21 protein-coding genes are annotated in these 20,048 nt (G+C 63.9%); 10 read left to right on the forward strand and 11 right to left on the reverse strand.

From position 1 onward, the window contains the following. Window positions 1-211 precede the first annotated feature (211 nt). Window positions 212-1,678, forward strand: coding sequence for an MFS transporter (locus RM2_RS00975; protein ID WP_072687194.1), 1,467 nt, complete (start codon window positions 212-214; stop codon window positions 1,676-1,678). 64 nt (window positions 1,679-1,742) lie between these two features. Here the strand turns inward: RM2_RS00975 and nhaA are convergent, their stop codons facing one another. Beyond that, window positions 1,743-3,068 (reverse strand): Na+/H+ antiporter NhaA, encoded by a 1,326-nt coding sequence (gene nhaA / locus RM2_RS00980; RefSeq protein ID WP_072686970.1) that lies wholly within the window; start codon window positions 3,066-3,068, stop codon window positions 1,743-1,745. Window positions 3,069-3,849: 781 nt separating this feature from the next. On the opposite strand from nhaA, the gene RM2_RS00985 reads away from it, so the two are divergent. Next, window positions 3,850-4,131 (forward strand): DUF2277 domain-containing protein, encoded by a 282-nt coding sequence (locus RM2_RS00985; RefSeq protein WP_072686971.1) that lies wholly within the window; start codon window positions 3,850-3,852, stop codon window positions 4,129-4,131. A 49-nt stretch (window positions 4,132-4,180) separates the two neighbouring features. Here the strand turns inward: RM2_RS00985 and ipdC are convergent, their stop codons facing one another. Genes ipdC through echA20 form a run of 4 tightly spaced genes read right to left on the reverse strand, consistent with a single transcriptional unit; the run spans window position 4,181 to window position 7,689 of the window. Further along, window positions 4,181-5,260: a (3aS,4S,5R,7aS)-5-hydroxy-7a-methyl-1-oxo-octahydro-1H-indene-4-carboxyl-CoA dehydrogenase gene (ipdC, locus tag RM2_RS00990; protein ID WP_072686972.1), complete on the reverse strand. Its 1,080-nt coding sequence runs from the start codon at window positions 5,258-5,260 to the stop codon at window positions 4,181-4,183. Beyond that, the gene (gene ipdB / locus RM2_RS00995) at window positions 5,257-6,018 is read right to left on the reverse strand and encodes a cholesterol ring-cleaving hydrolase subunit IpdB (protein WP_072686973.1); all 762 of its coding nucleotides are present in this window, start codon (window positions 6,016-6,018) and stop codon (window positions 5,257-5,259) included. Before ipdB ends, ipdC begins: the two co-directional genes overlap by 4 nt. Beyond that, a complete protein-coding gene (gene ipdA, locus RM2_RS01000) occupies window positions 6,015-6,908 on the reverse strand; it encodes a cholesterol ring-cleaving hydrolase subunit IpdA (protein WP_072686974.1) in 894 nt (297 codons plus the stop codon). The genes ipdB and ipdA overlap by 4 nt, the downstream gene beginning before the upstream one ends. A 4-nt stretch (window positions 6,909-6,912) precedes the next feature. Then, complete coding sequence (gene echA20, locus RM2_RS01005; protein WP_072686975.1) at window positions 6,913-7,689, reverse strand: (7aS)-7a-methyl-1,5-dioxo-2,3,5,6,7,7a-hexahydro-1H-indene-carboxyl-CoA hydrolase; 777 nt, start codon at window positions 7,687-7,689, stop codon at window positions 6,913-6,915. 114 nt (window positions 7,690-7,803) lie between these two features. Between echA20 and RM2_RS01010 the strand changes: the two genes are divergently transcribed. The 6 genes from RM2_RS01010 to RM2_RS01035 all read left to right on the forward strand — a co-directional run bounded on the left by RM2_RS01010 (window position 7,804) and on the right by RM2_RS01035 (window position 13,686). Then, window positions 7,804-8,580 carry an SDR family oxidoreductase gene (locus RM2_RS01010; RefSeq protein WP_072686976.1) on the forward strand — a complete coding sequence of 259 codons (777 nt, stop codon included), beginning with the start codon at window positions 7,804-7,806 and terminating at the stop codon, window positions 8,578-8,580. Beyond that, on the forward strand, window positions 8,577-9,491 hold the full coding sequence (locus RM2_RS01015) for an SDR family oxidoreductase (protein WP_072686977.1): 915 nt from the start codon (window positions 8,577-8,579) through the stop codon (window positions 9,489-9,491). The genes RM2_RS01010 and RM2_RS01015 overlap by 4 nt, the downstream gene beginning before the upstream one ends. 151 nt (window positions 9,492-9,642) lie before the next feature. Then, window positions 9,643-10,530, forward strand: a complete 888-nt coding sequence (locus RM2_RS01020) for an LLM class F420-dependent oxidoreductase (RefSeq protein ID WP_373863267.1) — start codon at window positions 9,643-9,645, stop codon at window positions 10,528-10,530. 89 nt (window positions 10,531-10,619) lie between these two features. Next, window positions 10,620-11,867 carry a glycosyltransferase family 4 protein gene (locus RM2_RS01025; RefSeq protein WP_072686979.1) on the forward strand — a complete coding sequence of 416 codons (1,248 nt, stop codon included), beginning with the start codon at window positions 10,620-10,622 and terminating at the stop codon, window positions 11,865-11,867. Then, window positions 11,861-12,601, forward strand: coding sequence for a class I SAM-dependent methyltransferase (locus tag RM2_RS01030; protein WP_072686980.1), 741 nt, complete (start codon window positions 11,861-11,863; stop codon window positions 12,599-12,601). Before RM2_RS01025 ends, RM2_RS01030 begins: the two co-directional genes overlap by 7 nt. Further along, window positions 12,598-13,686 carry a prenyltransferase gene (locus tag RM2_RS01035; protein WP_072686981.1) on the forward strand — a complete coding sequence of 363 codons (1,089 nt, stop codon included), beginning with the start codon at window positions 12,598-12,600 and terminating at the stop codon, window positions 13,684-13,686. The genes RM2_RS01030 and RM2_RS01035 overlap by 4 nt, the downstream gene beginning before the upstream one ends. Here RM2_RS01035 and RM2_RS01040 read toward each other — a convergent pair. Continuing rightward, a complete protein-coding gene (locus RM2_RS01040; protein WP_072686982.1) occupies window positions 13,662-14,324 on the reverse strand; it encodes a class I SAM-dependent methyltransferase in 663 nt (220 codons plus the stop codon). The genes RM2_RS01035 and RM2_RS01040 overlap by 25 nt on opposite strands. Window positions 14,325-14,572: 248 nt before the next feature. On the opposite strand from RM2_RS01040, the gene RM2_RS24355 reads away from it, so the two are divergent. After that, on the forward strand, window positions 14,573-14,731 hold the full coding sequence (locus tag RM2_RS24355; RefSeq protein ID WP_169846660.1) for a hypothetical protein: 159 nt from the start codon (window positions 14,573-14,575) through the stop codon (window positions 14,729-14,731). Window positions 14,732-14,759: 28 nt separating this feature from the next. On the opposite strand, the gene RM2_RS01050 is transcribed toward RM2_RS24355, so the two are convergent. From RM2_RS01050 to RM2_RS01060, 3 genes are all read right to left on the reverse strand, one after another. Then, a complete protein-coding gene (locus tag RM2_RS01050; protein ID WP_072686984.1) occupies window positions 14,760-15,425 on the reverse strand; it encodes a GNAT family N-acetyltransferase in 666 nt (221 codons plus the stop codon). 101 nt (window positions 15,426-15,526) lie between these two features. After that, window positions 15,527-15,943 (reverse strand): nitroreductase family deazaflavin-dependent oxidoreductase, encoded by a 417-nt coding sequence (locus tag RM2_RS01055; RefSeq protein WP_169846661.1) that lies wholly within the window; start codon window positions 15,941-15,943, stop codon window positions 15,527-15,529. Window positions 15,944-16,028: 85 nt separating this feature from the next. Then, window positions 16,029-17,192 (reverse strand): steroid 3-ketoacyl-CoA thiolase, encoded by a 1,164-nt coding sequence (locus RM2_RS01060; protein ID WP_072686986.1) that lies wholly within the window; start codon window positions 17,190-17,192, stop codon window positions 16,029-16,031. A gap of 161 nt (window positions 17,193-17,353) precedes the next feature. Between RM2_RS01060 and RM2_RS01065 the strand changes: the two genes are divergently transcribed. After that, window positions 17,354-18,610: a cytochrome P450 gene (locus RM2_RS01065; RefSeq protein ID WP_072686987.1), complete on the forward strand. Its 1,257-nt coding sequence runs from the start codon at window positions 17,354-17,356 to the stop codon at window positions 18,608-18,610. A 142-nt stretch (window positions 18,611-18,752) separates the two neighbouring features. Here RM2_RS01065 and RM2_RS01070 read toward each other — a convergent pair whose 3' ends face one another. After that, entirely contained in the window at window positions 18,753-19,166 is a 414-nt protein-coding gene (locus RM2_RS01070) for a nuclear transport factor 2 family protein (protein WP_072687195.1), read from the reverse strand. 10 nt (window positions 19,167-19,176) lie between these two features. Further along, window positions 19,177-20,040: a TIGR03619 family F420-dependent LLM class oxidoreductase gene (locus tag RM2_RS01075; protein WP_072686988.1), complete on the reverse strand. Its 864-nt coding sequence runs from the start codon at window positions 20,038-20,040 to the stop codon at window positions 19,177-19,179. Between the last annotated feature and the right edge of the window lie 8 nt (window positions 20,041-20,048).

Below are 20,048 nucleotides of genomic sequence, written 5' to 3' on the forward strand. Positions count from 1 at the left end.
CGGCCTATAATTCTCACGCCTCGCAGATCGGCGACGTGAGCGGGAGTTGTTCGCGGTGTCATCGTGTGCCATAGGCACGTAATCCCACTCTCCTATGTTTGGTCCCGATCGCCAGAGATCCCCTGCGCCCACCATTCGACTGTGTCCACCGTTCGTCGTCGACGAAGTCCGGATCGGGACGGCACGGCTCGCCAGACAGAGAGGACCGCTGATGACTGCAACCGCAGAAGCCATCGTGAAGACAGACGTACCGGACTTCGAGTATCAGAGACGGGGACGGTGGCTCGACCACTGGAAGCCCGAGGATGAGCGATTCTGGGTATCCGGCGGCAAGAAGACGGCCTGGAAGAATCTGCTGCTGTCGGTGTTCTCCGAGCATCTGGGTTTCAATGTCTGGGTCATCTGGACCATCGTCGTCACCAACATGGGCAACGCCGGGTTCGCGTTCATGCAGGGCCCGCAGGCGCTGAACAACGCACTGCTGCTGACTTCGGTGCCGGTGCTGGTCGGGGCGGCGCTGCGGGTGCCCTACACCTTCGCGATCCCGAAGTTCGGGGGCCGTGCGTTCACCGCGTTCAGTGCATCCATGCTGCTGATTCCGTGTCTGGGGTTGGCGTTGTTCATCAACCGCCCCGACACCTCGATGGGTGTGTTCGTGGTGCTGGCCGCTCTGGCCGGCTTCGGAGGTGGCAACTTCTCGTCTTCGATGGCGAACATATCTTTCTTCTTCCCCGAGGGGAAGAAGGGAACCGCGCTCGGGATCAATGCCGCCGGCGGCAATCTCGGCGTCGCGGTGACTCAACTCGCGTTGCCGCTGGTGGTCGCGCTGGGTACGACGATCGTTTCGAAGTCGCCGGAAGGCTACCGACTGGGGCTGACATTGGCTGCACTGATGTGGGTGCCATTCATCGTGATTGCTGCCGCCGGCGCTCTGCTGTTCATGGACAGCATCACCAGCGCCAAACCTGATGGTCAGTCATACAAGCTTGCGATGACCAACAAGCACAACTGGGTGATGGCGTTCCTCTATGTCGGCACGTTCGGGTCGTTCATCGGCTTCTCGTTTGCCTTCCCGACCCTGATCAAGGCTAACTTCCCCGAACTCGAAGACGTCGGACTGCTCGTCGCTCTAGGCAACCTCGCGTTCCTCGGGGCTCTGGTGGGCTCGTTCACAAGACCATTCGGTGGCTGGCTTGCGGACCGAATGGGTGGCGCGAGGATTACGTTCACCGTGTTCGTCAGTCAGGCCGTAGGTATTGCGCTGATCATGGTCGCCCTCGAGATGCACAGTTTCCCGCTCTATCTGGTTGCCTTCCTGGCTCTGTTCATCCTGACCGGGATCGGCAACGGTTCGACCTACCGAATGATTCCTATGATCTTTAGCGCCCAGTCCAAGAAGCGGGCCGCAGAGATCGGGCAGGATCCAACGGAAGCCGCGGCGTCGGCGAAGCGGCAGGCAGGTGCGGCTCTCGGAGTGGTCGGTGCGGTCGGCGCCTTTGGTGGATTCCTGCTGCAACAGGCCCTGCGCCTGTCCAATATCCACTTGGGCAGTATGACGCCCGCGTTCAGCGCCTACGCAGCACTGTTTCTGGTGATGGGCGGCGTGACCTGGTGGTTCTACCTGCGTTCGGAGTTCGCAGTGCAGCGGATGCCGTCGCTGGCATACGCGAACGTGTAATAGTCGCGCGTTGGTCTTGGCCGGCGCCGACGTGCTCGGGGAGATGGTGCGCGGCCTGGACGATTCAGGTCGCGTCCCTGTCTCGGGCCTCGGAGTACACGTCGGGAATTCCGTCGTGGTCCTGGTCGAGCGTCTCCTGCTCGGCGATCAGCCGGTAGGCGCGATTGCGGATCCGCAACACGATGGCGGCGAGAATCGCGGCAATCACCGATCCGAACAGCACGCCGATCTTGACGTGGTCGTCGCGCACACCGCCCCCACCATAGGCAAGCTCCCCGATCAACAACGACACGGTGAACCCGATCCCGGCCAGCATTGCGACCCCTAGGATGTCGATCCACCGCAGCCCAGAATCGAGTGTCGCCCGAGTGAATCGGGACATCACGAAGGTGGTGCCGAAGATTCCGAAGGTTTTCCCCAGTACAAGGCCAGCGACGATGCCGAGAGTGATCGGGTCCACCAAGGCGTCCTGTAACCCGCTGACCCCGCCAATAGTGACCCCGGCGGCGAAGAACGCGAAGACGGGCACCGCAAACCCGGCGGAGAGGGGGCGGATCCGGTGTTCGAAGTGCTCAGCCAACCCCGGCCCAGCATCGGGCCCGCCCGCAGCCTTGCTCCGGATGACGGGAACAGTGAAGCCCAGGAGCACGCCCGCGACGGTGGCGTGTACGCCGGACTCATGCACGAGCGCCCACGTGGCTGCGGCAAGCGGAAGCAATATCCACCACGAACGGATCCTCAACTGCACGGCAAAGGCGAAAGCGGCCAACGGAACCAGTGCTGCCATCAGCGGCAGCACCGACAAGTCGTCGGTGTAGAAGATGGCGATAATCGTGATGGCGAGTAGATCGTCCACCACCGCCAGAGTCAGCAGGAAGATACGCAGTGTCGAGGGCAGATGGGTGCTGATGACAGCCAGGACCGCGAGGGCGAACGCGATATCGGTGGCCGTCGGAATCGCCCACCCCTGCAGGGCGCCGTCACCGGTGCGAACGTTGACCAGGACGAAGAACAGCGCAGGTAGTGCCATCCCGCCGAGTGCCGCTGCGATCGGCAGCGCCGCCCTCGCCGGATCGCGCAGATCCCCGGCCACGAACTCCCGCTTGAGTTCCAGGCCCACGACGAAGAAGAAGATCGCCAGCAGTCCGTCCGCCGCCCACGTCGACAGGGACAGATCCAGATGCAGCGCGGAGGGGCCGATCGTCAAATTCCCGAGGGTGCTGTACGCGTCTTTCCACGGGGAGTTTGCCCACACCAGAGCGGCGACGGACGCCAACAGCAAGAGTGCGCCACCGACCGTCTCCTTGCGCAGGATCTCGCCGATGCGGGAGGCTTCCGCCCACGATCCGCGAGGGAACAGGGGAGTTCGTGCAGTTGGCGAAGTGCTCACAAAGATTCTTTCTGTGCGGGAGGCATAGACGCGACCAGTTCTGCGATTCCGGTCGGTGTTCCCGGCACCGCAACATGACCGCAACGCGGGAGGCTACGGGTGTCTAACCCGTGTAGCAACCGCATCCGCCAGGTCTGCAGTGGGTGTGACGAGCAGACGGGACAGCAGTGCCGGGCGGACGTGCTGTACCAGGCAACCGGACCAGCATAACCAACCGCCCCGGCCGGTCCGGTGCGTGGTTGGGTGAGTGCCTCGCGCCGTCGTCCTCGATGCGCCCGGCGGACGGGAAGGCTGTCCACGGTGTCGTGGAAAATCCCACGTGAGGCTACAGGAAACCCAGTCATGTACGGCACCTCACCATCGATCGCGATGCGTGGAAGCAGGGTCGCCGACCGGCTGTGACAGAGTGCTCCGTGATGCGCATCACGAGGTCCCCATTTCGTCAGGCCCCCACCTTCGGGCCATAGAAATTTGCCGACCAGACTTCCCGGCGCGCATCTCCACTCTATCGCGGCCCACCCGACATCCCCGAGCCTCCAAAATCGAAGGTCTTGGTGAGCGGGTGTCGGTCGGATGTCAGGTACGCACGCTGCGTGCATCGCCGGACTCCGACCCGAGTCCTCGGTGCGGTCGCGCAGAGCTTCTTCCAATCAAATTGGACACGTTGCTGATTCGTCAAGGGTGGTCTAGGCCCGCTATAGGGAGCCGGTCCGCGCGCGCTTTCCGCTCGGGTCAGGTCAGATACCCGCCCGCGACCGGGGAGCCGCGCTATCGTCGAATCATGTGCCGAAACATCACCGAGCTGCGCGGACTCGAGCCGACGGCCACTGCGGAGGAGATCGCGGCGGCGGCGCGTCAATACGTTCGCAAGGTCAGCGGAATCCAGAAGTTATCCGATGCCAGCCGTGAGCCTTTCGAAGAGGCGGTAGCAGTTGTGACCGAGGCCACCAGGAAGCTGCTCTCCGAGCTGCCGCCGCGGAAGCAGCCGCCGCAGACGGTACCCCCGCTGCGGCGGCCGGAGGTCCGGGCGCGCATCGCGGCGAAGGCCGCGTCGTCTGGCTGAGCGCGGCGAAGGCCGCGTCGTCTGGCTGAGTGCGGCGAAGGCCGCGTCGTCAAGCTGAGTGCGGCGAAGGCTGCGTCATCAAGCTGAGCGCGGCGATGCGTTCGATAGCGTCGGCGACGACGCTCTCGATGAGTTCTTTGCAGGTGGGTAGATCGTCGAGCAGACCGACTACTTGACCGGACGCGAGAACGCCCGCGTGGGTGTTGCCGTCGACGAGTCCGGCTTTGAGAAGCATCGGAGTGTTGGCGGCCATGATGATCTGCTGCCAGGTGCGATCGCTGGACTTCTTCATGGAGAGACCGTCCCTGACGAGCGTGGACCACTTCATGCCGGTCATAGCCTTGAACCTCGACGCATTGCGAGCCGCCGCGACCAGTCCGCGCACGTTGCCCGAATGTTCGAGGCTGTCGACGAGGTCGGTGTTGAGCACCCGGTGCGGCATGCCGTCGACCTTGCGGGAGACGGTGGTGTCCTGCAGTCCGCGGGCCAGGTACTCCTGTTTCACCGAGTCGGGCACGGTCGATTCCTGGGTGAGTAGGAATCGGGTGCCCATCGCAACGCCGGCGGCGCCGTACGCCAGGGCAGCGGCGAGTCCGCGCCCGTCGTAGAAGCCGCCCGCCGCGACGACGGGAATATCGACGGCGTCGAGCACTGACGGCAGCAGCAGTGTGGTCGCCACCGGGCCAGTGTGTCCGCCCCCCTCGCCGCCCTGAACGATCACCGCGTCAGCGCCCCACGATGCGACTTTAACGGCGTGTTTCGCCGCGCCTATCGACGGAATGACCACGACTCCTGCTGCTTTGAGTTTCGCGATCAGTTCCTTCTTGGGGGCGAGCGCAAACGACGCAACGCGTACGTTCTCCCGGATCAGTAGGTCGATGCGCTGTGGGGCGTCGGCGGCGTCGGCGCGGATGTTGACGCCGAACGGTTTGTCGGTGAAGGTCTTGGTCTTCGCGATCGCCGCTTCGAGTTCCGTGTATGTCATCGTCGCCGACGCCAGGATGCCGAGTCCACCCGCGTTGGCGGTGCCGGCGACGAGTCGGGGTCCGGCGACCCAGCCCATCCCGGTTTGTACGACGGGGTGCTCGACGCCGACCAGTTCGGTCAGCGGAGTGTGGAGTGTTTTCACGGCGACACCTCCCGGTCCCGCAGGTTGCGGGGATCGAGAACCTCACGGATCAGTCGCAGTTCTTCGCCGGTGGGTTCGCGGGTAGCAGGGGCTTCGTCCAACCCGGCCACCTCGAACGAGGTGTTGTCGGCGACCTGTGCGGCGGTGACGCCGGGATGCAGGCTCAGGGCACGGAACGTGTGGTCGGGCCCGCCGAAGTCGAAGGCCCCGAGGTTGCTCACGACCCGATGGATGTGGAGGAACCGATACGCAGGGTTCTCGGGGTCGATGCGGTCGTAGCCGACACCGGAAACGATGTCGACCTTGTCGCAGAACACCCGCGACGAGTGCCTACCCACCCAATAGCTAGTGGGGTGGTTGATGGTGTTTCCGGGTGCTCCTCGGACGCCGAACATCTGACGGGTCGGCTGTTGCAAGGGACCGAACGCGGAGAGGTTCTGGTTGCCGTGGCGGTCGATCTGATTGGCGCCCATCACCACATGCCGTCGACCTGACGCGACTACGTCGAATACCTTGCGGAACGGCATCCAACCCTCGATCGGGGCCTTCGCACCCACCGCGGGGGTGTCCGCGAAGATCAACGCCTCACCGTCAGTGATCAGCAGATCGGGTTCGGTGGTCAGCCTGGCCAGCCTGGCGCCGATTAACGGCACGGTCGCCATCGGGCTGGCCATGATCTCTCCTGCCCCGGAGAAGATTTCGGCGCATGCAATCGCGCAGTACTCTGCCCGCGTCACCTCGGTGATCGTCTGGCTCATGCCTGATTCTCCTCTGCAAATTTCTTCGCGGCCGCCTGGTAGTCGTCCTCGCTGCCCGAGAGATAAGTGTCGACGAATACCTGCCACGACTGCGGATCCTTCGCGGATTCGGCGTAGTGGCGTTGGAACTTCTCGTCGCGGCCGTAGCTGTCGCCTGCGAGGGTGAAGTGCGCACCGTTCGGGGCCTCGACGACGCCGTCGACCATCATGCGGTTGAGGATGAGATTCTGCAGTGGAACGGATTTCACCAGTTCCTCTGTCTCGACTACCCGCTCGACGGAGATGAACCGCTTGTCCGCGGCCGCACAAAAGAGGTCGTCGAAGTATGGATCGACGCCGGTATAGGCGGCGTTGCCGTGCTTGTCTCCGAGATTCAGATGCACGAGTGCCGCATCGAGTTTCAGTGCCGGCATCGCGATCAGTGTCTCGGCGCGACCGGAGGTATCGGGGTAGGGGGAGGTGACGGTTCGCAATTCGTCGCCCCAGAAGTTGCGCACGTCCGAGCCGAGTCCGGCGCGGACCGGCAAGAATGGTAGCCGGGCTGCGGCGGCCTCGAGGCCGCACTTGACCATGCCCTCGTCCATTTCCCGGACCTCGATATCGCCGCTGGTGCGTGCTTTCGCGAACCATGGGTCGTAGAACGGGGCCGAGTCGAGCGAGACGAAGCCGTAGTACGCCTTCGCGACCTTGCCTGCCGAGCACAGCAGGCCCAGGTCGGGTCCGCCGTAGGCGACGACGGTGAGATCAGTGACATCCGAACGCAGCAGCGCGCGGACCAGGGCCATCGGTTTGCGGCGGGAACCCCAGCCGCCGATGCCGATGGTCATTCCGCTGCGGAGTTCGCCCACGACGTCGTCGAGCGACATTCTCTTGTCACGCTTGCCAGCCATGGAGTCAGCCTTCCCGGGCGTTCGAGTTGGAGCGGGGCTTTCCAGTTTCGACGAACTCGTCGCGGTGCTCGTCCGAGACGCCGATCAGATTCAGCTCGAAGGTGTAGCCCTGCTCCAGGCGGTAGCTGTTCTTCACGTCGACGGGATCGATCCCGTTGATGGCTTCCTTGGCGCAGCGGATCACTCGGGTGTCCTTGGCCGCAATTCGTCCAGCGATATCGCGGGCTGTGTCGTCCAATTTTTCCCGTGGGACCACGTCGTAGACCGATCCGAAATGTGCAAGCCTCTGGGCGGTGACGTTTTGGGCGGTGTAGTAGAGCGTGCGCATCATGTGTTGCGGGACGAGTCGGGCGAGGTGGGTAGCGGCGCCGAGGGCCCCGCGATCGACCTCGGGAAGTCCGAAGACGGCGTCGTCGGACGCGACGATCACGTCGGCGTTCCCGACGAGTCCGATGCCGCCGCCCACGCAGAAGCCGTTGACGGCGACCACCACGGGCACGGCGCAGTCGTAGACCGCGGCGAACGCGGCGGCGCAACCCCGGTTTGCGTCGACCAAGGCGCCGTAACCGTCTGTGGCCTGCATTTCCTTGATGTCGACGCCGGCGTTGAACCCGCGTCCCTCCGCTCGGAGGATCACCACGTGGGTGTCCGGGTTCCGGCCCGCGTCGAGCACGGTCTCGGCCAACTCGAACCAGCCTCGTGACGGGATGGCGTTCACGGGCGGGTAGTCGACGGTAACCGTGGTGATACCGGTTCCGTCGGTGGTGGAGGTAATGCCCATGGCATATTCCTAACGTCTTCTACCGAACCAAGCGATTGCTTGGTAAGTTAGCACACGTGCGGACCGGAGTGCGCTGAGCTGGGCCGGCTGGGACACGCGACGGCGGAGGTATTCGTGATTTCGGGTTTGGATGGCGCGGTCGTGCTCGTGACCGGTGGTGTTCGCGGGGTGGGTGCGGGTATCAGTCGCACCTTCCTGCGGGCGGGCGCGACGGTAGTGACCTGCGCTCGGCGGCCGGGCGAGGTACCCGTCGAGGCAGAGGGGCGTGCCGTCGAATTCCTCACGTGCGATATCCGCGATCCCGAGCAGGTGCACGGTCTCGTCGACCAGATCGTTGAGATGCACGGGCGGCTCGATGTCCTCGTCAACAATGCTGGGGGATCGCCGTTCGCTCTCGCGGCCGAAGCGAGTCCCAACTTTCACTCCAAAATCGTAGAACTGAACCTCCTTGCCCCCCTTTTGGTCTCGCAGATCGCTAATACGATTATGCAGAAACAGGATTCGGGTGGTGCGATCGTCAACATCTCCAGCGTCAGCGGTTCGCGTCCGTCGCCAGGCACCGCGGCGTACGGTGCTGCCAAGGCAGGCATCGACAGCCTCACCGGCAGCCTCGCGATCGAGTGGGCGCCGAAGGTGCGCGTGAACTCGGTAGTGGTCGGCCCGGTTCGCACCGAGTTGGCTCACCTGCACTATGGGGACGAGAACGGCATCGCGGCGGTGGGGGAGACAATCCCCTTGGGTCGTATGGCCTGCCCTGAGGACGTCGGCAACTGCACAGTGTTCCTGGCCTCGCCGTTGGCGGCGTATGTCAGTGGATCGAGCCTGACCGTCCATGGCGGCGGCGAACGCCCCGCATTTCTGGCGGCGGCAACTACCGAGGAGAGTAAATGAGTGGATTGGTCGACGGTCGCGTCGTCATCGTGACGGGCGCCGGGCGCGGTATCGGACGGGCACACGCGCTCGCGTTCGCCGCCGAGGGTGCAAAGGTCGTGGTCAACGATATCGGCGCCGGTCTCGACGGCTCGGTTACCGGGGAAAGTCCCGCAGAGCAGGTGGTTGCGGAGATCGTGGCCACCGGCGGTAAGGCCGTCGTCAACGGCGACGATGTCGCGGATTGGGCGGGTGCCGAGAACCTGATCAAGACCGCGCTTGACCATTACGGCCGTCTCGACGCGCTCGTCAACAACGCCGGGTTCCTCCGCGACCGCATGCTCGTGGGGATGAGCGAGCAGGAATGGGACGCTGTCGTGCGGGTGCACCTGAAGGGGCACTTCGCGACGTTGCGTCATGCCGCCGCGTACTGGCGCGGCGAAGCGAAGACAGGCAACATTGTCGACGCTCGCGTCATCAACACGAGTTCCGGTGCGGGACTGCAGGGGTCGATCGGGCAAGGCAATTACGCCGCAGCGAAGGCTGGTATCGCCGAGATGACAATTCAGGCCGCGGCGGAACTGAGGAACTACGGCGTCACCGTCAATGCGATCGCACCCGCGGCGCGCACCCGGATGACGGTCGGCGCGGGCGGCGCGATGGCCGAGGCGATGGCCGCACCCGAGGCGGGGTTCGACGCGATGGCGCCAGAGAACATCTCCCCCCTCGTCGTGTGGTTGGGCAGCGCCGAATCGAAGGACGTCAGCGGTCGCGTGTTCGAGGTCGAGGGCGGGAAGATCACTGTCGCCGATGGGTGGCGGCACGGCCCCAGCCAGGACAAGGGTGCGCGCTGGGATCCGAAGGAGATCGGGCCCGTCGTCGCCGATCTGCTCAGCAAGGCAGAAGCGCCGGTTCCGGTATACGGTGCGTGACCCCGTTGTGCGCGACCCTTGGTTCGCAAACCCTGGTGCGCAACCGGATGTCGTCACCGAATTGTGACCCCTTTCGCAAGAATAGTTATAGGAATAGTTATGTGAATGCATTGATATGGCAAGCATTCAGTACTTAGTGTGCAAAGTGGAAATGGCTCTAGGGCGAGGAGAATTCGTGAAGTTCGGTATCTCGCTGTTCACAAGTGACCGCGGGATCGGACCTGCCTCTGCTGCGCGGGGTGCGGAGGCACACGGATTCGACTCCTTCTATGTGCCCGAGCACACCCATATTCCGGTCAAACGTGTTGCGGTACATCCTCAGACGGGTGACGTCTCGCTGCCTGACGACCGCTACATGCGCACCCTCGACCCGTGGGTGGCGCTGGCGTCGGCAGCGGCGGTGACGGATCGGATCGAACTGGGGACTTCGGTGGCCCTGCCCGTGGAACACGACCCCATCACGCTGGCCAAGACCATCGCCTCGCTCGACTACCTCAGTGGCGGCCGTGTGATCCTCGGAGTCGGGTACGGCTGGAATCTTGACGAACTCTCCGACCACAACGTCCCGCTGGCCCGGCGGCGGACGATGCTGCGCGAGTACCTCGAGGCGATGCGGGCCTTGTGGACGGAGGACGAGGCGTCCTACGAGGGTGAGTTCGTGAGTTTCGGTCCGAGTTGGGCATGGCCCAAGCCAGTCCGTGTGCCCCCGGTCGTCGTCGGGGCCGCGGGGTCTGACAAGAACTTCAGGTGGATCGTGAAATCCGCCGACGGTTGGATGAGCACCCCGCTCGAACCGGACATCGACGGCCGTATCGAGTCACTGCAACGGATGTGGCGCGAGGCGGGACGCGAGGGCGTGCCGCGGATCCTGGTGCTCGACGGCAAACCTGACGTGGATAAACTGCGGCGGTGGAGAGATCTCGGCGTTACCGAGGTCGTCTACGGGCTCCCTGACCGCAGCGAGGAGGACGTCCTGGCCTACCTCGGACGGCTCGCCGAGAAACTCGACGGATTGCGCGAGTCCACCGCGGTGGGGTGAGCGAGTGCGGTTGGTTGGGCTGCGGACCCTCTCGAGCGTGAAGATGTTCTAGCATTACTTGCCCACTGCTCGAGGAGAGGCCGAACTCCGTGCGCATCGCACTCCTGTCGTATCGAAGTAAACCCCACTGCGGTGGTCAGGGTGTGTACGTACGTCATCTCAGCCGTGAACTGGTCGAACTCGGGCATCAGGTCGAGGTGTTCTCGGGCCAGCCGTACCCTGAGCTGGACCCCGGTGTGACGCTGACGAAGGTGCCCAGCCTCGACCTGTACCGCGAGCCTGATCCGTTCAGAACGCCGCACCTGCGCGAGTTCCGCGACGCCGTCGATGTGCTCGAGGTCGTGACGATGTGGACGGCGGGCTTCCCCGAGCCGCTCACGTTCAGCCTGCGGGCCGCACGACTGCTGGGGGAACGCGCGGACGAGTTCGACGTGGTGCACGACAACCAGTGCCTCGGCTACGGACTGTTGCAACTCCAAAAATTGGGACTGCCGGTGGTGGCAACGATCCACCACCCGATCACCCGCGACCGCGAGCTTGACCTCGCGTCGGCGAAGTGGTGGCGCAAGGCCGCGGTGCGACGTTGGTATGGCTTCCTGCGCATGCAGAAGCGGGTGGCACGAGCGGTCCCGGCCCTGTTGACGGTCTCGCAATCGTCCGCCGACGACATCAGCGCGGACTTCGACGTTTCCCGCGAGAACCTGCAAATCATCCCATTGGGAGTCGATACCGAGGTATTCCGTCCGCCGACCGTGGCCCGGGTACCGGGCCGCGTGGTCTGCGTGGCCAGCGCTGATATGCCCCTCAAGGGGGTGTCGACACTCCTCGAAGCGGTTGCGAAGGTGCAGACCGAACGCAGTGTCGAACTGGTGCTGGTCGCCAGGCTCACGCCTGGAGGACCGACCGAGAAGCTGATCGAGGAATTGGCCATCGGCGCTCTCGTCCGCACGGTGTCGGGTATAGACGACACAGAACTGGCCACACTGCTGGCCTCTGCGGACATCGCGTGCGTCCCCTCGCTGTACGAGGGCTTCTCTCTGCCCGCCGTCGAGGCGATGTCGTGCGGCACCCCGTTGGTGGCCAGCCGCGCCGGGGCAATTCCCGAGGTGGTGGGTACGGACGGGGAGGCCGGTATCCTGGTCACGCCGGGCGACTCGCAGGAACTCGCGGATGTGCTGGGTGCTTTGTTCGACGACCCGCAGCGCAGATCCGAACTGGGGGTCGGCGGCCGTCGACGAGTGCTCGAGCGTTATAGCTGGGCAGCGGTGGCGGCGAAGACAGCGCAGACGTATGTCGGCGCGATTGCGCAGTTTCGTGAAGGAGATCGATCGTGCTGACCGTGGACTTCGATCGACTGGGTGTGAAGCCCGGCGACAAAGTGATCGACATCGGAGCGGGCGCTGGACGGCATTCGTTCGAGATGTATCGACGCGGCGCAGACGTCATCGCCTTCGACCAGAACGCCGACGAGCTGGCCGACGTCGAGAAGATGTTCGTCGCGATGGCCGAAGTCGGCGAGGTTCCGGCGGGGGCTTCCGCCCGCGTCGAGGTCGGTGATGCGCTGAACTTGCCGTATACGGATGCCACGTTCGACGTCGTCCTGATCTCCGAAGTCCTTGAACACGTGCCGCGTGACGGCCGCGCCATCGCCGAGCTGGCGCGCATCCTGAAGCCGGGTGGTGTTGCTGCGGTGACGGTTCCGCGTTGGTTGCCGGAGAAGATCTGCTGGGCATTGTCGGACGCGTATCACGAGGTGGAGGGCGGACACGTCAGGATCTATCGCGCCGGTGAGTTGGCGGAGAAGTTGACCGCCGCCGGCCTGAGGGTCCGGGGCCGGGACCACGCACACGCCCTGCACTCCCCGTATTGGTGGCTCAAATGCACGGTGGGGGTCGACAACAACGACAACCCTCTCACGAAGGCCTACCACCAGGTGCTGGTGTGGGACATGATGAAAGCTCCCTGGGTCACGCGCACCGCGGAGAAGATCCTCAATCCGGTGGTCGGTAAGAGTGTGGTGTTCTACCTCGAGAAGCCGAGGAAATCGAGTGGGGTGAGGGCGCCGCAGTGACGCCGCCGCTCGTCCCGTCGGTGCCGAATGTGGTGTCGGAGGGCCAGGTCAAACAAACCGCGAGCTCCATTGCAGCAGTGCAGGAATCGTCTGGTGCGCTGCCCTGGTTTCCCGGTGGGCACACGGACCCGTGGGATCACGTCGAGTCCGCCATGGCCCTAACTGTCGCCGGTTTGATCGACGAAGCGGAAGGCGCGTATGAATGGTCGCGGCGGACGCAGCGGCCCGACGGGTCGTGGGCGATGAAGTTCCGCGGCGGTGTAGTGGAGAATCACGATTCCGACAGCAATTTCTGTGCCTACCTGGCGGTCGGGGTGTGGCACCACTACTTGATCACCGGTGATCGGGATTTCGTCGACCGAATGTGGCAATCAGTGCGGGCGGGTCTCGACTTCGTTGTCGATATGCGGACATCCGCCGGCGAGATCTACTGGGCCCGAGGAGGGAACGGTCAGGACTGTCCCGAGGCGCTCCTGACGGGGAACTCCAGCATTCATCACAGCCTGCACTGCGGACTCCTGCTGGCCCGGTTGATCGACGACCCGCAGCCCGAATGGGAATTCTCGAAATACACTCTCGGCCACGCGATCAGGCAGCATCCGGAGTCGTTTGCGATCAAGGATGAATACTCGATGGACTGGTACTATCCGATCCTCGGCGGTGCAGTCCGCGGTGAGGCTGCGTCGGATCGCATCGAGTCGCGGTGGGACGAATTCGTGGTGGAGGGTCTCGGCATCCGCTGCGTGAATCACCGACCGTGGGTGACGGGCGCCGAAACGTGCGAACTGGTGCTGGCGCTCGATGCTATGGGAGAACGCACCCGCGCGCTCGAACAGTTCGCCGCGATGCAACACCTCCGAGACCCGGACGGCTCGTACTGGACCGGCCTCGTCTACACCGACGGCAAACGGTGGCCGGTGGAGCAGACTACATGGACGGGCGGTGCGATGATCCTCGCCGCTGATGCGCTGTCCCGCACCACGCCCGGCCACGGAATCTTCCGGGACGCGGCGCTGCCCATGGGGCTACCGATCGGGTTGGACCGTTGCGGCGACCACTGTCAGGCCAGCGGTTCGCCCGTCTGACCGCTCACCCGCTCGAGAATTCGCAACGATCCGGCAACCAAGGATTCCTTGAATTGACCTGTTGCCAAAGCGCGTTCGTAGATCTCGAACGGGGGGCGCCCGCCGTCCGTGGGGTTCGGGAATACGTCGTGGATCAGCAGTGCGCCGCCGACTGTGACCCACGGTGCCCACCCCTCGAGGTCAGCAGACGCTGCCTCCGACGTGTGTCCGCCGTCGATGAACACGAAGTTGACGGGTGTGCGCCAGAACGCCGATACCGTCGACGATCTGCCCAGGATCGCGATCACGTACTCCTCGAGCCCAGAGTCGGCCATCGTGTGCCGGAACCGTCCGACGGTGTCGAGTAGACCGGTATGCGGGTCGACGAACGCCGGCTCATGGTATTCCCAGCCGGGCTGGTGTTCCTCGGAACCGTGATGGTGATCGATGGTGGCTATACGGGCCCCCCGCGCCTTCGCCGCGGCCGCGAGATAGATCGTGGAGCGGCCGCAGTAGGTGCCGATCTCGACGCCCGTACCGTCGTGGCACAGGTACCGCATTGCGGCTTCGTGTAGGGCGGTGCCCTCATCCTCGGGCATGAAGCCCGGTGTGGCGTCAGCGAGTTCGAGAAGTTCGCGCGTCAAGTGTTGGGTACTCACAGCTACGTGGTCTCCGTTCCGCGGCAGCCGTTCTGGCCGCCTTCTTGACGATTATGTAGCACTCCATCCTTCATGGGGTCGATCAGCGGCGATCAAATTGTCTGGCATCAAGCGAGCCAGGATTTATTGCCGGCTACGAAGCGGTGAGCGACTACGCATACATCTACTGCCCGGAAGATGAGGTTGAAATACTGGGCCCCTCTAACTTTCAAGTCCCCGGACGACTGGCAGTCCGCTACACCGCCGTCGTGAGCGACATTCCTCGAGACCATTCCTGCGATCCCACCCGGGCTGGATTCGACATCGTCGATGACCTGCTCGTGGTCGGGCAGGTCGACAACGCCTTGAACAGGCCAAAGCGAAGTCACGAGGGCGGGCAGGGAACCGAGCCCTTGGCGGATGCCTGACCTAGCCAGACGCACGACTCCAACATGGTCAGGCGGGAGCGCGGACGACGAGGACCGTTCCCGGGAACTCCGCCGCGAACTCTCGACGGCTGTGCTTCACGGCGGCGGTGCCGTAGCCCTTCTTGCGAGATTCGGGTTCGATCCAGATGGCGACGTCTACCTCACGCCCGGACAGTTCCCCGATAACGAGTCCCACGGCTGTGTTCTCCGCAGTGTCCTCACAGACGAACCACGCCGCGGACTCGTCGCCAACACGGCGTAATCCCTCGGTATGTTCCATCTCTATCCGATCCTCGGACCACCTGGCGCCGGCGTCGTCGACCTGCTCGGCGCAGCGGCGCCGAAACAATCCGGCGTCTGCCTCGGTTCGGGTGAACGGGCGGAGGCGGACTTGCCGACCGGTACTCGCCGGACGGTCGGCTGCCGTCCATGCCAGCGTGGAGTCGAGGTCCTCGAGTTCTGCCTGGGTGCGACGTCGTTCGACCTTGGTGAGGCGGCGGAACGTCAGGTTGAGGACGGCCTCTGCGTACGTCTCGGATGTGTCGAGCAGTCCGGCGACGGCCGCTAGAGCTTCTGCATGGTCCTCGCTGCCGACTATGGCATCGAGGACCTCATGGCGCCGTTCGAGTGCGCGCAGCAGCGCCGCGGTGAGCTCTCGGCGGTCGTGTGTTCGATCTTGAACTTCGGTACTCATGTGTGCATTTCCTCGCGCTCGGCCGTGGTGCAAGTCCGTACGCTCCATACTGCAAGATGTAATCCACCAGGGCACCCCTTACTCGGCGGTACGTACAGGTCTTATCGGGGACTGCAGATGACGACGGGAATTGTGCGGTCGGTCCAGGACTGGTAGCTGTCGAACTCGGCGTACATTTCGACCAGTCGCGGCCAAAGTCGGGCTCGTTCGTCAGGTGCCGCGACGCGTGCGGTCATCGGACGCACCCGCGACTTCACTTGGACCGTAACCTCCGAGTCCGCCCGGAGGTTGAGATACCACATCGGGTTCTTCGGCAGGCCACCCTGTGAGGCGACGAGGATGATTTGGTCGCCATCTGCGAGGAACAGCAGCGGACTGATGCGCGGCTCACCACTCTTTCGGCCGGTGGTGGTCAAGAGGCACACGGCCAACCCGCGAGGGAAGGCGCTGCCCACCCGCCATGTACTACCCAGTCGCCCGCCCGTTCGCCGATACAGCGCGACATTGAACGCCGACATCCGTTTGATGAAGGCGACGGTCCACTTCGAGTCTAGGCCGGGCGGTCGACGGGGTGCGGGAGTCGAGGAATTCACTGCCGCCGGCCTAGATTCTTTCGATGATGGTGCCGGTCGCTAGCGCTCCGCCCGCGCACATCGTGATCAGCGCCGTCGACCCGTCGGTGCGCTCGAGCTCGTGCAGCGCGGTGGTGATGAGTCGAGATCCGGTGCTGCCCACGGGGTGTCCCAGAGCGAGCGCGCCTCCGTTGACGTTGACCTTGTTCATGTCGGGACCGTGCACCGACGCCCACGACAGCAGCACCGAGGCGAACGCCTCGTTCACCTCGAACAGGTCGAGGTCGCCGATTTTCATGCCGCTGCGCTCGAGAACGCGCGCCGTGGCCTGGACAGGCCCATCGAGGTGGAACTCGGGCTCCGATCCGACGAGCGCCTGGGAAATGATCCGGGCCCGCGGTTTCAGCCCGAGCGCCCGCGCTTTGTCTTCGTCCATCAGCATGACCGCGGCCGCCCCGTCGGAGATCTGTGAGGAGGTGCCCGCGGTGTGGATGCCGCCGTCGAGAACGGGCTTCAGCTTGGCCAGCGACTCCGCGGTGGTGTCGCGCAGCCCCTGATCGCGATCGACGACCCGCGCCTCGCCGGTAAGGTTGCCGTCCTTGTCCAATACGGGCGCAGTCATCTTCAGCACCTCGCGGTCGAATCGCCCCTCTTCCCAGGCCTGCTTGGCGCGGGCCTGCGACCGCACCCCGAGAGCCTCGACGTCCGCACGGGTAATACCGCGGCGGCGGGCGATGCGCTCGGCGGCCTCGAACTGATTGGGCAGGTCGATGTCCCAGTCAGCGGGCCGACGTGGTCCGGCGTTCTCGCCCACGTTCGCGCCGAGCGGCACCTGGCTCATTGCTTCGACACCACAAGCGATTCCGATGTCGATGGCGTCGGCGGCGATCAGACCGGCGATCAAGTGGTTGGCCTGCTGGGCCGAACCGCACTGGCAGTCGATTGTAGTGGCGCCGACCTGCCAGGGCAGGCCTGCGTGCAGCCACGCGGTGCGGGTGATGTTGTTCGACTGCGCGCCGGCCTGGGTGACGCAACCGCCGATCACCTGCTCCACCGATGCGGGGTCGATCCCGGAGCGGTCGAGGATGCCGCGTTGGGCGGCGCCGAGAATCTCGGCGGCGTGCAATCCGGACAGCCACCCACGGCGCTTTCCGATCGGGGTGCGTACCGCCTCGACGATTACTGGTGTGCCCACGGCGGGCTCCTTTCCTCGTTCTCAGAAAATAGAACAGGTTCAGTCATTCGGACAGGGTCTGCACAACCTTTCCTTTGCTAGTCGCGCAGCTTGTGATTCAATACTAGTAGAACGTGTTCCACATTACTGAGTGGTATATGGCTTCAGGGCAGGAGACAGCAGTGGCGCAGCCCAATCTTCCAGAGGGTTTCGACTTCACCGATCCGGATATCTACGCAGAGCGTATTCCTCATGAGGAGTTCGCTGAGCTGCGAAAGACGGCTCCGATCTGGTGGAACCCGCAGCCGCCGGAGATCGGCGGATTTCACGACGACGGCTACTGGGTCGTGAGCAAGCTCGAGGATGTCAAGGAGGTGTCGCGGCGCAACGACGTCTTCTCGACGAGCGAGAACACCGCGATCGTGCGCTTCGCCGACGACATTCCGCGCGAGAACATCGAGATGCAGCGCCTCATCCTGATCAACAAGGACGCGCCCGAGCACACAAAGCTCCGCAAACTGGTCTCCCGTGGATTCACGCCGCGTGCGATCAACAGCTTGCGCGAAGAACTCACCGAGCGCGCCGAGAAGATCGTGAAAGAAGCGGCAGAATCGGGAGCGGGCGACTTCGTCACCCAGGTGGCGTGTGAACTTCCGTTGCAGGCGATTGCGGAACTGATGGGTGTAGCGCAGGAGGATCGCCTGAAGGTCTTCGACTGGTCGAATCAGATGACGGGCTACGACGATCCCGAATTGGACGTCGATCCGCAGGCAGCCTCGATGGAAATTCTCGGCTACGCCTATCAGTTGGCCGACGAACGTAAGAAGTGCCCGGCGAACGACATCGTGACGACGCTCATCGAGGCGGACATCGATGGAAACGAGCTTTCTCCAGAGGAGTTCGGATTCTTCTTCGTTCTGCTCGCGGTGGCGGGCAACGAGACCACGCGCAATGCCATCACGCACGGCATGGTCGCCTTCCTCGACAATCCCGAACAGTGGGAGCTGTACAAGAAGGAACGTCCCAAGACTGCGGCCGACGAGATCGTCCGGTGGGCCACTCCGGTCATGTCGTTCCAACGTACGGCCCTCGAGGACACCGAACTCGGCGGAGTGCAGATCAAAAAGGGCCAGCGGGTCGTCATGCTGTACGGCTCCGCCAATTTCGACGAAGACGCCTTCGATCACCCCGAGAAGTTCGACATCATGCGTGAGGACAATCAGCACGTCGGCTTCGGCGGAACCGGTGCGCACTACTGCATAGGTGCGAACCTTGCCCGGCTCGAGATCGACCTGATCTTCAATGCGATTGCCGATCATCTGCCCGACATCAGCAAGCTGGGTGACCCGCGACGCCTGCGTTCCGGGTGGCTAAACGGAATCAAGGAGTTTCAGGTCGATTACAAGACCGGGTCGGGTGGCTGCCCGGTCGTTCACTGACCCCCAGATTCGGCGGCGCCGGAGAGAACCCTCATCCTCTCCGGCGCCGCTGTTCTATGTCGCCGCTGTTCTATGTCGCTGACATGCAGGTACGGAGTGATGCAGGCATCGAGTTGTGAGCGCCGAACGTGATCTGACGCTCTCAACCTTGGCGTAGTGTCTTCATCGCCCGCTCGACCTCCCAGAAGGCGCGCAAGGAGATGATCTTGCCTGCCTCGTTCACTCGGTAGATGAACACGCCCTCGGCGTCGATCTGCGCTCCTGCGACCGTGGACCGGACGGTGCCGATGTTCACGTTCTCGTTTCCACACACCAGCGAATCATCGATGAGGAATTCGAGTGACTCCGTGGTCGCGATCGTCAGGTCGTAGAACCGGGAAATCGCCTCGATACCGTGGTGTCCGTTGCCTTCCGGGTCGAAACCGGAAGGGCCGACGGGATCTTCCACACACGCGTCCTCGGCGAACAGGGCCAGCCACTCCTGCTTGCGCTTGCCACTGGCCGCCTCACGGGAAGCCTGTCCTGCGATACGGGCTGGATGGTCGGCGGTCGTCATGTCCACACCTCTATCCGATGTACTTGTCGGCGAACCTGCGTAGCGATTCCTGCTTGGCCTCGAGTGGTCCCTCGAAGCCGATGCCGTCGAAGATCCAGGGGACGACGATCGTGTCGGTCACCCCCGCGTCGGCCAATTGGGCGTAGCCGTCCTTGCCGAAACGGTCGATGCAGACGGTCTGGATCTCGTAAGGTTCGCGGGCTCGGCCGTATTCTTCGCGAAGTTCTCGCAGACGCTCGATGACCTGCACGAGATCGTCATATTTGATCATCGCGGATGTCCATCCGTCGCCGACGCGGGCCGCCCGGCGCAGCGCGATGTCAGTGTGTCCGCCGACGTAGAACGGCACGGGTCGGGTCGGCGCTGGACTCATCTGCAGGCGGTCGAAGTCGAAGTACTCGCCGTGGTACTCCACCATGCCGCCGCGGAGGATCAGTTTGATGACCTCGATCATCTCGTCGACGCGGGCCCCACGATTCTTGTAGGGCACTCCGCACCACTCGAATTCCTCTGGTGCCCAGCCAATTCCGACACCGAAGCCGAATCTGTTGCCGATAAGGTTGGCCACCGACCCCACTTGGCGGGCCAGGAGCACCGGGTTACGCGAACCCAGTTTGAGTACCTGAGTGTAGAACTCGATCTTCGACGTCACCGCACCCATCGCCGCAGCCGCGATCAGTGGATCGACCCACGGAGTTTCCTCGTTCCACATGCGCGAACCGTCCGGCGTGTACGGGTAGTCGGCGCTCTGTTTCTCCATGAAGAACAGCGAGTCGGGAAGTGCAATGGATGAGAATCCGCACTCCTCGGCGGTTTTCGCGAGAGCGGGCAACTGATCGAGGGGGTTCATGGCTACGCCGACGGTGAACTTCATGGTGATAC

Origin of the sequence: Rhodococcus marinonascens NBRC 14363, assembly GCF_001894885.1 — a bacterium.
Taxonomy (GTDB): domain Bacteria; phylum Actinomycetota; class Actinomycetes; order Mycobacteriales; family Mycobacteriaceae; genus Rhodococcus_F; species Rhodococcus_F marinonascens.

Excerpts from the sequence above, each read along its gene's own strand:
- RM2_RS00975 (WP_072687194.1), top strand. The coding sequence starts at position 212 with ATGACTGCAACCGCAGAAGCCATCGTGAAGACAGACGTACCGGACTTC.
- RM2_RS00985 (WP_072686971.1), top strand. The coding sequence starts at position 3,850 with ATGTGCCGAAACATCACCGAGCTGCGCGGACTCGAGCCGACGGCCACT.
- ipdB (WP_072686973.1), bottom strand. The coding sequence starts at position 6,018 with ATGAGCCAGACGATCACCGAGGTGACGCGGGCAGAGTACTGCGCGATT.
- ipdA (WP_072686974.1), bottom strand. The coding sequence starts at position 6,908 with ATGGCTGGCAAGCGTGACAAGAGAATGTCGCTCGACGACGTCGTGGGC.
- echA20 (WP_072686975.1), bottom strand. The coding sequence starts at position 7,689 with ATGGGCATTACCTCCACCACCGACGGAACCGGTATCACCACGGTTACC.
- RM2_RS01015 (WP_072686977.1), top strand. The coding sequence starts at position 8,577 with ATGAGTGGATTGGTCGACGGTCGCGTCGTCATCGTGACGGGCGCCGGG.
- RM2_RS01020 (WP_373863267.1), top strand. The coding sequence starts at position 9,643 with ATGGCTCTAGGGCGAGGAGAATTCGTGAAGTTCGGTATCTCGCTGTTC.
- RM2_RS01050 (WP_072686984.1), bottom strand. The coding sequence starts at position 15,425 with ATGAGTACCGAAGTTCAAGATCGAACACACGACCGCCGAGAGCTCACC.
- RM2_RS01055 (WP_169846661.1), bottom strand. The coding sequence starts at position 15,943 with ATGTCGGCGTTCAATGTCGCGCTGTATCGGCGAACGGGCGGGCGACTG.
- RM2_RS01070 (WP_072687195.1), bottom strand. The coding sequence starts at position 19,166 with ATGACGACCGCCGACCATCCAGCCCGTATCGCAGGACAGGCTTCCCGT.
- RM2_RS01075 (WP_072686988.1), bottom strand. The coding sequence starts at position 20,040 with ATGAAGTTCACCGTCGGCGTAGCCATGAACCCCCTCGATCAGTTGCCC.